Origin of the sequence: Capilliphycus salinus ALCB114379 (genome assembly GCF_047276495.1) — a bacterium.
GTDB classification, from domain to species: Bacteria; Cyanobacteriota; Cyanobacteriia; order Cyanobacteriales; family Microcoleaceae; genus Capilliphycus; species Capilliphycus salinus.
The window spans coordinates 4,089,150-4,104,241 of record NZ_CP178543.1 but is presented as its reverse complement, the minus strand read 5'-3'; the positions used below and the strand labels follow the sequence as shown (position 1 = coordinate 4,104,241).

Sequence of the window (15,092 nt, the reverse complement as noted above, 5' to 3'; positions counted from 1 at the left end):
AAATCATTTTCCCTCCCATAATACTATGACTTTGAGAAACTCACCGAAAGCGAATCAACCTATTTATATCGTTTTTATTTACTGTTTATTCGGGAGTTTATGGATTCTATTTTCTGACCGGGTTTTAGATAGCTTATTTTTCAATAATAGTCAACTGATTACTCAATTTCAAACCTTGAAAGGATGGTTATTTGTATTTTTAACTAGCGGGTTGCTTTACGAGTTAATTCGTCGCAGTCAACAATCGCTTCAGGATAGCTATAGTTTGCTTCATGCGATTGTTGAAGGAACAACAGATGCTATTTTTGTTAAAGATTGCCAGGGGCGATATCTAATGGTAAATAGTACCTCCGCTCAGATTTTAGGTCATGCTCCCCATGCAATTCTCGGTTATGACGATCGCGAATTTCTCCCGCCTGAAAATGCTCGCGATATTCTGGATATCGATCAAGAAATTATTAAAAAAGGAACATCTGAGAGTCTAGAAGAAAAGGTCGTTACGGGGGGAGAAACCCGCTTTTATTGGTCTAGAAAATATATTTGGCGGGGTCGCAAAGGTGAGATTCAAGGATTAATTGGAATTGCCAGAGATATTACAGAACATAAGCAATTAGTTCAACGAAAAGAGCAACTTGTTGAGGAACTACAGCAGCAAACAAACGATCTGAGAGCGTTGAGTGCGATTACAGAAAATGGTGTTAGTACCCTCGATCTCAACGACCTTTTACAAACATTATTACTTCGGATTGTTTCGGTGACGGCTGCGGACGCTGCGGTGTTATTGCTGTATCAAAATAATAGTCTTCAACCCCGTTCTAGCGTAGGTGTACCGGAATCCGAACTCCTTGCATATGCTTGTAAAATGGGTCAGGGATTTTCAGGGTTGGTCGCTAGTAGCAGCGAACCCATTTATGTTGAAGATCTAGACAAAGATCCCCGCTTTTCGAGTTTCTATGCTTCTAAAAGAAAAGTGCGAACGCTGTTAGGAGTTGCTTTCCGGCGAAACGGTCGGCTTGTGGGAGTTCTTCAGTTAGAATGGCAACAAGTTCGGATTTGCAATCAACGGGAAATTCACCTGTTAGAAGTTGTCGCCGAACGGTGCGTTATGGCGATTTTAAACGCCCAATTATATGAGCAAACCAAACACCTCCAAGAACAGCTTCAACTCCAAATAGAACGAATGCCCATTGGCTTTATTCTTCATAATAATCACTTTGAAATTACCGATTGGAATCCGGCGGCTGAAGGAATTTTTGGTTATAGTAAATCTGAAGTATTGGGCTGTCATCCTAATGAATTAATTATTCCTCCTTCCTTTCAACTCAAATTTCAGCAAATTTTACGACGAATTGTTGAAGGAGATCTGATGGCTAGTCTCCATGAAAATCTGACTAAAGACGGACGTTTTATTTTGTGTGAATGGCATAATACCCCACTGAGGGCAGAAGATGGAACGTTTATCGGGTTACTTTCAATGGTACAAGATGTCACCGAACGAGAGCGTTCTCGGGAACAATTGTGGCGTGCGGCTTATTATGATAATTTAACGAATCTGCCCAATCATAAACTTTTACTTGAGCGGATTCATTATCTTTTAGAAGCTAAAAAATTAGGGAATAAAAGCGAATCTTCTCTGATTTATGTCGATATTAATCGTTTTAAAATTATCAAGTATACCTTGGGACACCAAACGGCTGAACGTCTCTTAATTGAGGTCGCCCATCGGTTAGAATCTTGTGTAGAACCTCCCGCAATTTTAGCCCGTGTCGATGCCGATGAATTTGCCATTTTACTCGAAGATGTTTCCGATTTGAATCAAGCAAAACGCTTTGCTGAACGGATTCGTAGACAAATTATGAGAACACCTTTCTATCTAAATGGGGCGGAAATTTTTACCTCAGTTAGTGTGGGTTTAGTGATGAGTTCTCGGATTAATAATGAACCGGAAGAAATGCTGAGGGCGGCTGATGCGGCGATGCACCGGGCTAAAATTAATCGTTCCAATGAATGCGATGTATTTGATGCTCAAATGCAAGCAGAAGCGACTCGGCGGTTAAAAGTAGACACGGATTTGCTTCACATTGTCAATCGTCAGGAATTGCAAGTTTATTATCAACCCATTGTTTCGTTTACGGATAACAAACTGATCGGTTTTGAGGCTTTAATTCGTTGGCAACATCCGGAACTGGGGATGATTTCTCCTGCTGAGTTTATCCCGATTGCCGAAGAAAATGGGGCGATTCATGGGATTGGATTATGGATTTTGCGTCAGGCTTGTTCTCAGGTGAAACAATGGCAAAAAAAGTTTGATAATAATGAAACTTTGATGATTAGTGTCAATCTCTCACCGATTCAACTCAAACATCCTCAATTACTCGATAAAATCGAACAAATTTTAGAGGAAACCCACTTCCCTCCCCACTGTTTAAAACTCGAAATTACCGAGAATATTTTGCTTGAACAAGAACCGGCAATTGCCCACCTCCTCAATCACCTCAAAGCCATGAAAATTAAGTTGTGTATCGATGATTTTGGCATCGGATATTCTTCTCTAAGTTATCTCCATACCTATCCCATTGATCTTTTAAAAATCGACCGTTCTTTTGTCACAAATTTAATTACTCAACCGAAAAGTCAAGAAATTGTTCGCTCGGTAATTGTCTTAGCCCAAACCTTAAAAATGAATATCATTGCCGAAGGAATTGAAACCGTTGAACAGTTAGAATACCTAAAAAAATTAGGATGCAAACATGGACAAGGTTATCTATTCGCCAAACCTCTAGATAGCCAAGCAGCCGAAGAATTTATTACCAATAATATCTAAATTTACTGCGTTGTTTTCACCCATTCTACAATTCCATCCGCCAACGCCACCGCCAATTTTCTCTGTTCTTGGGGGTTAACAATCCATTCAAACTCAACCGGATTAATCATAAACCCCAATTCTAATAATACAGAAGGAGTCACCGCCGGACGAGTTAAAGCCAGATTATTCCAAAATACCCCATAGGACGGACGGTCTAATGTTTCCACCAAATAATTATGCAAAAACACCGCCAAACTGTGGGCTTGGGGATGATACCAAAACGTACCAATTCCCTTAGTATTGATCGCATCTCCGTTATCCGGTAAAGCGTTATAATGAACGGAAATCGCCAAATCGGGTTCTTCGTCATTAATCATTTTAACCCGATCTTGGGGAAATAAATCTTCTTCTGATTTGCGAGTCATATAAACCCTCGCCCCCCGTTTAATCAGTTCATTTTGTAACAAATAAGAAACGATCAAATTCACATCTTTTTCGGGATAACCCGTCGGCCCCTTTGCCCCCAAATCGTTCTCGCTACCGTGTCCGGGGTCAATCAAAATATACATTCCCGCCAACGGTTTCGGGCCTAAAATATCCCCAAAAAAACTCGACTGAGACTCTTCTTCTACTTTCGGGGGATGCTTTAATGATAACACTAAAGTTGTGCCTTCATACCGCAATTTATACCCCCACTGTTGCTTGGTTTTAAAGTGAAAGGTATATTGAACCGCCTGCTGTTGTTCTCCCATCGGCGAAAGAACGGGTTCCCAGTCCATCCGTTCAATTAACGGACTATCATCAAAGCGAATTGTATCGGTTTGGGCGGTAGTATTATAAAGCGTTAACGTTAAACTTTGATTATCCTGTTTAACCGTTACCGGAACCGGAATTTGTAGGGGAAAATAAACCTCCGTCCACTCTCCAACTTGACGGGAACTCGCACTTCTAATAAACGACTGAGGCGGCATTTTTTCTTTGAAAATTCGGGTTTCATCCGCTTTTATCCAACCGCCATAATCTAAGCGTAAATAATCCCCTTCTCGACCCGTAATTCTCGCCCGAGTTCCTTTTGGTAAAGGTGTTAAACGGGAATAGGTTGTACTGGGACCGGTTCTCGCCACCCCTTCATCAACCGTAACTTCTGCAATTTCAAATTCAGCAGGAGAAATAATGGTAATATTTCCGGGTGCCTTTCGGGTCACAGTTTCCCCTTTTAAGGTGAGTTTGTATTGCGGTTGACCCAAGTTTACCGGATTTATAGGGTTAGAAACCGGAAAACTTTTGCCAATTTCTACACAACCTTGATACTTGCTAATTTCCAACGCTATCGGTTCATTATTTCCCGTTAACACTGCAAAATTACTGGGCAAATCAAAAGCCTGATTTTGACGGGATAACCGTATGGTTTGCCCCCCTAACTCAACCGAAACTCGTCCGTTAGGCGGTGCAATTGCACTAAAACAAACCAACTCCCCCGGAAGTCTGGATAGATTAACTTTGGGTTCGAGAGAATCTTCTACAAATGCAACTCCTTCGGGAATTTCGGGTAAGTTTGAAATGCGATTAATTTTTAATGTGATTTGTTCGTCTTTGTGTCGCAGCCTGAAAATATTCTCGCCCATTTCTAAGGGAAAAGAGGGTGCAAAATGACCCGCAGGAGAACGTTCTATTACTGTTCCGTTAACGGTTACTTCTGCATCGGGAGAGGCACTTCCGATGAAAAAAATCCGGTTTGAGGTGGTTTCGTGTTCAGCCGGCGGATAAGCAATATAGAGGGGTTGTTCCGCCCAAGCTGGTGATACTATCATACATCCAAACGCCGCCAGTCCTAAAATTCGCTTCATTTTTGCTTCCGTTCACTCACGTTTTATAATTGTATCGGATAGAAGTTAATTATAGTTCAAGTTTCCCCATGCGTGAAGAAAATTTTCGCCGCTTAGACTGCGATGATGATATTGTTATGCTTGAAAAGGATACGTTTACTGTTGCTAGACTGAAAGAGTTATTGACTAACAACTTAAAAGAATTAGTTGAGAAAACTGGACAACAAATAGATCGAGATGGAATTAAATGTAGTTTAATTATGGCAGGTACTAATCATCTAGCTTCTATTAGTTACTTGTTTTATCGATTTTGCAGGCTAGCCATAACCGATAAGTCAATTTCATTTGATCTTTCAGATATTAGATTAGTTATTCCTCCAACGGGTATAGACTGTCAATTACTTGACTTAGAATCACGAAAATGGATAGTAGGAAAAATTAGAGTTGTTAGTGATTTAAAAATTAAGGGTTTACATTCGGCTGATATCAATCTTGAATTAGAATTTTCTCCTGATTTAACTAATCTTACAGAAGAATCTACAAACGAAGAAAGATTAGACGACTTGAGAGCAAAATTCAATCAACTCAACGAAATGTGAGGAACAGAAAAAACAGAAACCCGGTTTCTTAGAGAAACCGGGTTTCTAGGAATTAACTAACTTAACTTACAGATAACATCGGTTGATTAATCTTTAAGTAAGATAAGATTTGAGAAGCCGCCTGTTGAGGATTATAAACCGTTGTATCAATCACCAACGTTCGTTTAGGAGCCATTTCTTCTAACGTTAACCGAGTGGATAGAGAATCATAATTTTGCTGTTCTTCAACCACAATTTTTAACTTTTGTTGTAACTCTTTCACCGTCACACTTCCCTCACGAACCCAACCCAAAATTTCCTGTTCTTCCGTTGAATTGAAAATAGAACTTGCTTCCGACATTCCCAACGCTGCAAAACTGCTCATATTGTCTGATTCAATAGCTTTATTTTGAGATTTATCATTAACAACACTGACAGCATCAAAAGCATCATTTCGCTTGATAATTCGCTGCAAACGAACTTTATTGGGAGCATCTAAAACAATAAACTTCGCCTCAGTAAACACTGTAACTGCATAATTAACCTCATCCTTTCCCCGCAAACCATCAAAAATTAGTTTAGTCTTAACCTGCTGAGGATTTATCCAAAGTTGACTCAAAACATGAGCCATTCCACCGGGAAACTTTTGGCGATACAAACGAGTATAATTAAACCGTTGAACCCGACAAAAATAGGATAAATTCCGTTCATCTTCCGCCATTTCGGGAATAATAATCTCATCGGTTAGTGTGCGTCGGTTTGGAAGTAACGTAAAATCCAAACTTTCCTCGGTTAAATTAGAAATAACCGTACTTTTTCCCACCCCAGTTAAACCGACAATAATCAATAAAGGTTGTTTGGCTAAAGAAACCCAACCTTTGGGAACAGATGAACCAAAGCCAACTCCCAAACTTAACGGTTGAAAAGCGGAGTGTTTTTGTGTTAATTCAGTTGTCATTGGAAATTAAAAAAAATTTTGATTTTGGTTGTTTTTCAGAAGATTTGGAGGATTAACCCCATGAAAAAATCTTTCCTATTGACTCCAGTATACAGAAGTTTACACACTCTCTCATCTATTTTTAGAATGAGGTACTCGAATAAGCTGTTGTGATTTAATCTGGAGATGGGTGTTGGCTGTCAGGAATTTGTGATATGATATTCTACTAATTAATAATCCGCTTCGTAGGGGCGGGTTCTGCAAGATCTTTACTACTACTGAGAGATTGAGATAAACCCGCCCCTCCCCCCTAACAAAATTAATCAACCGGACATCATATAATTTTGTCACAGAGATCGATAATAGCAATCGTCTAGTTGAGAAAATTTTTTATAATAAAATGGGTTAAATGTTGACCGATATAGGGTAAAATCGATTGATACCCATTTGTTATTAAATTTATAAGCGTGAATAATATTTCAGAATACGTCGATCAAACCGCTAAATTAATCGATTTACCCATTGACCCCGAATACCGAGAAGGTGTAATTTCCAACTTGGAACGAATTGCGGCGATCGCAAAACTGATTGCCGAATTTCCCTTAGATGATAAAATAGAAATAGCCCCCGTATTCGACCCCTGTTTTGAGCCAGAAACAAGCCAAAAATCCCAATAATTATTCTTAAGTTTAACTCCGAAAAATGTCTTTCAACCTCAAACAAGCCGATGCTGTAAAAATCTCCCACGCCGTGCGTTCCGGTGAAGTATCCGCCCAAGAAATTTGTACCCAAACCCTCGACAAAATTAACCAACAAAATCCCAAGTTAAACTGTTTTACAACAATTCTATCCGAACAGGCGATCGCCCAGGCTAAAACCGTCGATAAAGCCATCGCCCAAGGACAAGACCCTGGCCCGTTAACAGGCGTTCCTTTTGCCGTCAAAAACCTATTTGATATCGCCGGAATCCCCACATTAGCCGGAGCAAAAATCAACCAAGAAAATCCTCCCGCCACAGAATATTCTACCGCAATAAAACGCCTCAAACAAGCGGGTGCAATTCTTATAGGGGCGTTAAATATGGATGAATACGCCTACGGTTTTGTTACCGAAAATTATCACTATGGTGCGACACCAAACCCCCACGATATAACTCGAATTTCGGGAGGTTCTTCGGGAGGTTCAGCCGCTTCTGTCGCCGCAGGTTTAGTACCCTTTACCCTCGGAAGCGATACCAATGGTTCGATTAGAGTTCCAGCATCTTTGTGCGGAGTTTTTGGCTTAAAACCCACCTACGGACGCTTATCGAGGGCGGGAGTTGCCTTATTTTCAAGTAGCTTAGATCATATCGGCCCGTTTGGGAAATCCGTGCGAGATATTGCCACAATTTATGATATATTACAGGGGGAAGACGAGCGCGATCCGGTCTGTACAAAACGAGCGCCCTCACTCAGTTTACCGCAGTTAGACAAAGGAATAGAAGGGGTTAAAATAGGGGTTTTAGAAGGATACTTTGCCGAAGCTTGGGAACCGGAAATATTAGAAGCCGTGACCAAAGTTGCCAACGCCTTAAACGCGACTCAGCGCTTCACAATACCCGAAGCGTCTCGGGCGAAAGCCGCAGCATATATTATTACCGCTTGTGAAGGCAGCAATTTACATTTATCAAATTTGCGATCGCGATCGCAAGACTTCGATCCGGCAACCCGAGATCGGTTTTTAGCAGGTGCATTAATTCCGGCAACGTGGTATAATCAAGCCCAACGATTTCGCCGTTGGTATCAACAGCAGGTGCGGGAAATCTTTCAGAAAGTCGATATTCTGTTAGCACCGACAACGCCCTGTGTTGCGCCGAAAATTGGTCAACAAACCCTCAAGGTTGGCGGCGAAGAAATATTGGTGCGTCCCAATTTGGGATTATATACTCAACCCTTATCGTTTATTGGTTTACCCGTTTTGTCGGTTCCAGTCACGGGTTCGGGTCTACCGTTGGGGGTGCAAATTATCGCGGCGCCGCACACCGAAGCTTTAATTTTACGAGTCGCAAAGGTTTTAGAAGCAGAAGGGATCATCAAAGTGACAGACTTGCCTTAAAATAATCAAAAGATAATTGGATCGAAGATCTATTAGAATAAAGAGATATTTTTACGTTGTCTCAAGTTGACAAAACTCTCAAGGGGTGAAAGCCGAGCAAACTGTAAGGGGTAGAAAATGCTGAATGAGACATCGCGTAATACAGGGTCGAGGAGGAGGAAAGCGCGAATTACTGGCAAGTTTTGATACAGAGAACTTATCTACCCGTAATTTCAGTTGAAATCAGTTAGCCACTTGAGAGCTTGGAGTCATTAAAGTTCAGGAAGTATACTACAGTTGGTGGGAAGAGTTCAAGTGGATATTAACATTGGACGAGGCAAAACAGCCCGCAGAGCCTACGGTATTGATGAAATCGCCCTAGTTCCGGGAACACGGACGCTTGACCCGAGTTTAGCCGATACCCGTTGGACAATTGGTGGCATCGAACGAGAAATCCCCATTATTGCCAGTGCAATGGATGGCGTGGTGGATGTCAAAATGGCGGTTCTCCTCAGTCAGTTGGGAGCGATGGGCGTGTTGAACTTAGAGGGCGTTCAAACCCGCTATGAAGACCCCGAACCGGTTTTAAAGCAAATTGCATCGGTTGACAAAACCGAGTTTGTGCCGCTGATGCAGAAACTCTATGCTCAACCCATTCAGCCCGAATTGATTAAAACTCGGATAGAACAAATTAAATCCCAAGGCGGTATTGCCGCAGTCAGTGCGACGCCGGCCGGGGCGCTCAAATATGGTAAAACCGTCGCCGAGGCGGGGGCGGATTTATTTTTTGTGCAAGCAACGGTGGTCTCAACGGCGTTTTTGTCGGCTGAGTCGGTGACGCCTCTTGACTTGCATCAGTTTTGTCAAGAAATGCCCATGCCTGTGGTGTTGGGAAATTGCGTCACCTACGAAGTCACGCTGAACTTGATGAAAGCCGGCGCCGCAGGTATTCTCGTCGGGATTGGGCCGGGTGCCGCCTGTACCTCTCGGGGCGTGTTGGGCGTGGGCGTACCCCAAGCAACCGCAGTCGCCGACTGTGCGGCCGCTCGCGAGGATTATTATCAAGAAACCGGGCGCTATGTTCCGGTAATTGCCGATGGCGGTTTAATTACAGGTGGGGATATCTGTAAATGTATTGCTTGCGGGGCAGATGGGGTAATGATTGGTTCGCCCTTTGCCCGAGCCAAAGAAGCCCCCGGACAAGGGTTTCACTGGGGTATGGCCACGCCCAGTCCCGTGTTACCTCGGGGAACTCGGATTCGGGTTGGCAGCACCGGCACCTTAGAACAAATCTTACGAGGGCCGGCTCAATTGGACGACGGCACCCACAACCTCTTGGGGGCGTTAAAAACCAGTATGGGAACGTTGGGCGCCAAGAGCATCAAAGAAATGCAGCAAGTGGAAGTGGTCATTGCTCCGTCCTTGCTCACCGAAGGCAAAGTCTATCAAAAAGCCCAACAACTCGGCATGGGTAAATAAACCCAACCCGCCCCTACCTGACACCTGACACCGGGGCGGGTTTATATCCGTTATTTGCGGGGAATCATAAATTAATTTCGGAGGCGCGCCCCTACCTGACACCCGACACCTGACACCTGGTCACTGAAAACTGTTATCACTGGTGACTGGTCACTGTAAAACTGGTGACTGGTCACTGAAAACCCCCATGCCCCCCGAACCCTTGACAAAACTTGTTAATTTGTCGTAAAAATTAGGGTTTACCGACTGGAATTATTTGGAAGAAAATGTCACAATAGAGAAAGCGGAGACGTATGTTTCCGTTCACTCCTCACACCACACTCCGCCTGGACAATTGTTCGGGCGGTTTCTTATTGCCTTCTCAAGCGAGATCCAACTCTCAACCGTCCAGCCGAAACCAATCAACCTGCTATACAAGATAAGCACACCCTGTTGGTGGATGCAAGTTTTTAGTCAAGAAATCTACAATAAGCTTGAGACCCACAAACGGAGCTTGTCTGTTTACTCCATGCTCAGAGGGAAATTAATCCGGTTTTTTGATGTTCTGTAACTCATATACAGATATTAAAGGTACCAATCTGGAGTAAAATAGACATGACTCAAGATCTCAAAAGTCGCAAAAAACCCAAGTCTCATCAAAGACTTGCAGGGCGATCGGGAGGAATACAGTCTTTGTACTCCCCCGCTTAGGGTAAGGGTTAGTTGGGGGTGAGTCCGCTTAGGATTTCAGGCCCGTTCGCCCATCCTCCCTCAAAAAGCGCCCTCAGCGATTCGGAGAGAACAACGACAACTGCACCGTGAGAATGTTAATCTCATTTCAGCAGATCTTTTTGTTCGACTCCGCCTTGTGTTCGCGCAAGGAAAGTCTCAAGAGTATACGACGTGTATAAGGATAGCAAGGCATGTCAGCAGCCCCACAAGTTACAGATGCTAGTTTCCAGCAGGATGTGCTAGAAAGCGACGTCCCTGTTTTAGTCGATTTTTGGGCCCCTTGGTGCGGTCCTTGTCGCATGGTTGCACCCGTAGTTGATGAAATCGCCGAACAATATGCGGGGAAAGTCAAAGTGGTGAAACTCAATACAGACGAGAATCCAAACGTGGCCAACCAGTACGGAATTCGCAGTATCCCCACCTTAATGATTTTCAAAGAAGGTCAGAGAGTGGATATGGTGGTTGGTGCGGTTCCGAAAACGACATTGGCAAACACTATAGAAAAATACCTTTAACTTGATAGACCTAGAAGTCCCTCTCCTCACGGCACATGAGCCAGGGTAGAGGGCTTCTCAACGCTATGGGTTACGCTTCGTAGCCGCGTAGCACTCAGGTGTAGCAAGTCTAAGTCTTAACAGCTACAGGGGTCGCGCCTTGGAACAATAGGTTTAAGGCGCGTTATCGTTGTTTGTTTGGAAAACTGTATGGATTCCTCTGGAACTAACCCACAGGTTGATTCTCTGCAAGCCGAAATGCAGGGGTTAATTGACCAGCTTCCGGGCTTAAAACACGAAAAATGGATTTCGCGCGCGCTCTCTAGCCTGGTTCGCATGGCAGCAGAAGAATTTGACACCCTCGACTGGAAAATTCTTTCCGCCTCCCTGCTCGATATGGAGCGAGGGTTTCAAATCTTTTATCCCTATCGCCATGTTCGCAAAATTTGTATCTTTGGATCGGCGCGAACCTCACCCGAAGCCGAAGAATATCAAATGGCGGCGAATTTTGCCCGGAGCGTCTGTCAACAAGGCTTTATGGTCCTAACCGGAGCCGGGGGCGGAATTATGCAGGCGGGAAATGAAGGGGCCGGTCCCGAGCGCTCCTTTGGTTTAAATATTCAGCTTCCCTTTGAGCAAACCTCAAATCCCTTTATCGAAGGCGATCGCAAGCTGATTAACTTCAAATACTTTTTTACCCGCAAACTGTTTTTTCTGCGAGAAAGCGACGCCCTAGCCATGTTTCCGGGGGGATTTGGAACCCTCGATGAAACCTTCGAGTGCTTAACGTTAGCTCAAACCGGAAAATTCGGCCCGGCACCGCTGGTTTTAATCGATCATCCCGGCGGGGATTATTGGCATGATTGGCACGCCTTTATCGAAAAGCAATTGCTGCGAAGACGGTTAATTTCGGCCGACGATCGCAGTATTTACACCATTACCGATAACATCGAAACCGCCTGTAAAGCCATCTCGGATTTTTATCGCGTTTATCACTCCAGTCGCTATGTTAAAGAACTGCTGGTGATTCGCCTCAAATCCGAACTTTCCGATGAGGATGTCGAAAAACTCAATGACGAGTTCGGTGATATCCTCGTTCAAGGCAAAATCGAGAAATCCCCCGCCCTAGCCCCAGAAGCCGGAGACGAAAGCGAACATTTACCCCGCTTAGTCCTGCATTTCAATCAACTCGATATCGGTCGATTGTATCAACTGATTTCTACCATCAATACTTTGGGAGCAACCACACCGGAAACCTCTCACCCCGAACAAAAATAGCCCAACAACCCTCAAACCTTCACCGACTTGATAATTTCAACTGGCTGAACAGTTGTATTCCCGAGTTCCAAACTAAATATCCTCGATCGTTGAGATGAAGACCATCGGTGCTGAGTTCGGGTCGGAGATTTCCCCGATCATCGGTAAATAAAGGATGTAAATTGAGATAAAATGCCCCCTCCGCGATCGCAATAGCTTCCAGTTCTCGGTTCAGTTGACGAATGCGGGAATTGGGAATCGCTAACAGGCGCGCGCGACCTTCCCAAGTTGCCTGTTCTGCGCTGTGAGGCAAAATAGACTGTACCACAATCTGAGTATCGGGGTGAACCCAACGCAAATCCCGAACAATTTCCCGATAGTTGTTTAATAGCGTTTGGTCATCAATGCCCCGAATCAAGTCATTAATGCCAATCATAATAAAAACCGTCTCCGGTTCGGTCATATCCAAAGCTTTCAGTCGCTTCAGTAAACCCGAGGATGTCTCGCCGGAAATCCCTTGATTGAGCCAAGTTCGTCCCGTTGGCAATAAATCGGGAGGAAACCAAAGACTCAAAGAATCTCCCGCCAGAACCGTTAAGCGTTTCGGGGGGTTCACCGCCACCGCTTCGGCTTCTCGTTCTAACTGAGCGACCCACTCTTGGTAAGTCCAGCGATGACGCGGACTAATTTGAGGGGGAGGGGTTGAAGTCGAATCAACCTCTGAGAGTTGATGGGTTTCTAGTTCTACCATGTTAGTCATCACCGAAGCATTGGCCGGAGAATTCTCTGGTAAGCTTTCACCCCGCATCAACAGGAAAATAACGGTAAGCAAAAGCACTCCGTTGCTAACCAGAGACAACAAAACCCAAGTTGGAATCGTTTTCAAGCGAATAGACACAGGATCGAGATGCCACCGAGAATATTACTCACCTCATCTGTAAATTTAACATTCTGACCGCCTTTTCAGGGAATAGGGAATAGGGAATGGGGAATAGGCAAGAGGCGCTCATGCAAAAGGCAGTTTACAGTTTACAGTTATCAGTTACCAGTTATCAGTGTTTACTCTTGATTGTTAACTGCACGCTACTTGGTCACTGGTCACTGTTCACTGACTCGGTGACTCGGTGACTCCCAACTCCGGGGCGGGTTTATGCGAGTTCTTGCTGGGAAGTATGAATTTTTGCCGAACCCGCCCCTACAAACCTGACATCACGACTCGGTGACACCCGATCAAAAAATCGTCCTCTCCCCAAAAATCAAGGGAAGAAAGGACGAAGGAAAATTTTAGCAGTAAGAAAATTAAGAAACAGATAAGACTGTTAGCTTATCCTAATAACTGCTGGAAATCGTTCCGCTACTGGGAATTCCGGTTTCGGTTCCCCCAATACTGGCAGGACCAACTTCTTTGAGGAATCCATTGTAAGCTTCCATACCGTGTTCGGCGATATCGAGGCCTTCATATTCCTGTTCGGGATGAACCCGAATCCCCACAGTTGCTTTGAGTGCGAGCCAGAAAATGGTACTCAGAAGCACGGTAAACGCACCAATCGCAACAACCCCTACAATTTGGGCGGCGAGTTGATCAAATCCACCGCCATAGAGTAACCCAGTTTCAGTATTAAAAAAACCTACGGCTAAGGTTCCCCAAATCCCACAACATAAGTGAACCGAAGTCGCACCAACGGGGTCATCAATCTGGAGCTTATCAAAGAAGCCAACAGCATAAACGACCAAAACACCCGCAATCGTACCAATAATCACGGCGCCCCAATAGTCAACGCCATTACAACCTGCGGTAATTCCAACCAAACCCGCCAGAATCCCGTTAATAATCATCGATAAGTCGGGTTTACCATCTTTAACCCAAGAGGTAATCGTAGCAGCAACACCGCCTGCGGCACCGGCTAAATTTGTGGTAACAGCAATATAGGGAACCGCTTCATTCGCCGCCAATTCCGAACCGGGGTTAAATCCAAACCAGCCGATCCACAAAATTAGACATCCAAGCGTGGCAAACCCCATATTGTGACCGGGAATCGCACGGGGAGTACCATCTTCGTCATATCTACCCATGCGCGGCCCCAATAGATAAGCACCCACTAAAGCCGCCCAACCGCCAACCGAGTGAACAACGGTTGAACCGGCAAAATCGGAAAAACCCGCGTTACCTAGCCAACCACTACCACTCCAAACCCAGTGTCCTGTAATGGGATAGGAAATCCCCACCAACAAAACGCTAAACAGTAAAAAGGCGATAAATTCAATCCGTTCGGCGACAGCACCCGATACAATGGTTGCACCCGTTGCGGCGAAAGCCACCTGAAACAAGAAGAATACACTAACGGGTAAACCTGCGGGAAATGGATCGAGTCCGTAGGTGGCCGATTGTCCCGAGAGGAAATAACCGCCCCCGCCAATAAACGGATTTTCGCCCCCAAACATCACCGAAAATCCAAAAGCCCAAAAAACCAGGGTGGCGATCGCAAACACAATCAGGTTTTTGGCCAAAATATTAACCGCATTTTTATGGCGACAGAAGCCCGTTTCGAGCATTCCGAACCCCGCATTCATAAAAATAACCAGAACAGAAGCAATCACAATCCAAATTGTGTTTAAAACGCCCTGAACATCTTCTGCGGTTAGGGGTTGAGCATCTTCTTGAGCAACTGCGGCCAAACTCCACAGTCCGACAATCAGAGCCGCTATGGGAATACAAGCAATCCAACTTAAAGATAGCCATCTGGGTCTATAAAGCCGAGCAAACCGACTCGCTACAGACCTCGATATAGAACTTTCCTTAGAAGCCGAACGCTTACTTTTCAGTGTTGATTTTTTTCTACGAAACATCGCTTTAAACATTTCAACTACACATCAATTGCGTACCTCAAATACGCCGAAAAAATGCCAGACAGACAGGACATGGCGCATCTC

General features: G+C 44.4%; 11 protein-coding genes. 7 read left to right on the top strand and 4 right to left on the bottom strand.

Annotated elements, in window-relative coordinates; all coding sequences use genetic code 11:
- Nucleotides 1-25 precede the first annotated feature (25 nt).
- Complete coding sequence (locus ACL6C3_RS17050; protein WP_413160124.1) at nucleotides 26-2,824, top strand: EAL domain-containing protein; 2,799 nt, start codon at nucleotides 26-28, stop codon at nucleotides 2,822-2,824.
- 2 nt (nucleotides 2,825-2,826) lie between these two features.
- Here ACL6C3_RS17050 and ACL6C3_RS17045 read toward each other — a convergent pair whose 3' ends face one another.
- Complete coding sequence (locus ACL6C3_RS17045; protein WP_413160123.1) at nucleotides 2,827-4,653, bottom strand: N-acetylmuramoyl-L-alanine amidase; 1,827 nt, start codon at nucleotides 4,651-4,653, stop codon at nucleotides 2,827-2,829.
- A gap of 68 nt (nucleotides 4,654-4,721) precedes the next feature.
- On the opposite strand from ACL6C3_RS17045, the gene ACL6C3_RS17040 reads away from it, so the two are divergent.
- Nucleotides 4,722-5,231 (top strand): KGK domain-containing protein, encoded by a 510-nt coding sequence (locus ACL6C3_RS17040; protein WP_413160122.1) that lies wholly within the window; start codon nucleotides 4,722-4,724, stop codon nucleotides 5,229-5,231.
- A gap of 61 nt (nucleotides 5,232-5,292) precedes the next feature.
- Here the strand turns inward: ACL6C3_RS17040 and ACL6C3_RS17035 are convergent, their stop codons facing one another.
- Nucleotides 5,293-6,168 (bottom strand): AAA family ATPase, encoded by an 876-nt coding sequence (locus tag ACL6C3_RS17035; RefSeq protein WP_413160121.1) that lies wholly within the window; start codon nucleotides 6,166-6,168, stop codon nucleotides 5,293-5,295.
- Nucleotides 6,169-6,614: 446 nt separating this feature from the next.
- Between ACL6C3_RS17035 and ACL6C3_RS17030 the strand changes: the two genes are divergently transcribed.
- The 5 genes from ACL6C3_RS17030 (at nucleotide 6,615) to ACL6C3_RS17010 (ending at nucleotide 12,182) form a co-directional block, all read left to right on the top strand.
- Nucleotides 6,615-6,824, top strand: coding sequence for a DUF4089 domain-containing protein (locus ACL6C3_RS17030; protein ID WP_413160120.1), 210 nt, complete (start codon nucleotides 6,615-6,617; stop codon nucleotides 6,822-6,824).
- A 25-nt stretch (nucleotides 6,825-6,849) separates the two neighbouring features.
- The gene (locus tag ACL6C3_RS17025) at nucleotides 6,850-8,241 is read left to right on the top strand and encodes an AtzE family amidohydrolase (protein ID WP_413160119.1); all 1,392 of its coding nucleotides are present in this window, start codon (nucleotides 6,850-6,852) and stop codon (nucleotides 8,239-8,241) included.
- Between the two features lie 294 nt (nucleotides 8,242-8,535).
- A complete protein-coding gene (locus ACL6C3_RS17020; RefSeq protein ID WP_413160118.1) occupies nucleotides 8,536-9,699 on the top strand; it encodes a GuaB3 family IMP dehydrogenase-related protein in 1,164 nt (387 codons plus the stop codon).
- Between the two features lie 902 nt (nucleotides 9,700-10,601).
- Nucleotides 10,602-10,925 carry a thioredoxin gene (trxA, locus tag ACL6C3_RS17015; RefSeq protein ID WP_413160117.1) on the top strand — a complete coding sequence of 108 codons (324 nt, stop codon included), beginning with the start codon at nucleotides 10,602-10,604 and terminating at the stop codon, nucleotides 10,923-10,925.
- A 189-nt stretch (nucleotides 10,926-11,114) separates the two neighbouring features.
- Nucleotides 11,115-12,182, top strand: a complete 1,068-nt coding sequence (locus ACL6C3_RS17010; protein WP_413160116.1) for an LOG family protein — start codon at nucleotides 11,115-11,117, stop codon at nucleotides 12,180-12,182.
- Between the two features lie 19 nt (nucleotides 12,183-12,201).
- On the opposite strand, the gene ACL6C3_RS17005 is transcribed toward ACL6C3_RS17010, so the two are convergent.
- A complete protein-coding gene (locus ACL6C3_RS17005) occupies nucleotides 12,202-13,059 on the bottom strand; it encodes a GDSL-type esterase/lipase family protein (RefSeq protein WP_413160115.1) in 858 nt (285 codons plus the stop codon).
- Nucleotides 13,060-13,490: 431 nt separating this feature from the next.
- Nucleotides 13,491-15,008, bottom strand: a complete 1,518-nt coding sequence (locus ACL6C3_RS17000) for an ammonium transporter (protein ID WP_413160114.1) — start codon at nucleotides 15,006-15,008, stop codon at nucleotides 13,491-13,493.
- Nucleotides 15,009-15,092 lie beyond the last annotated feature (84 nt).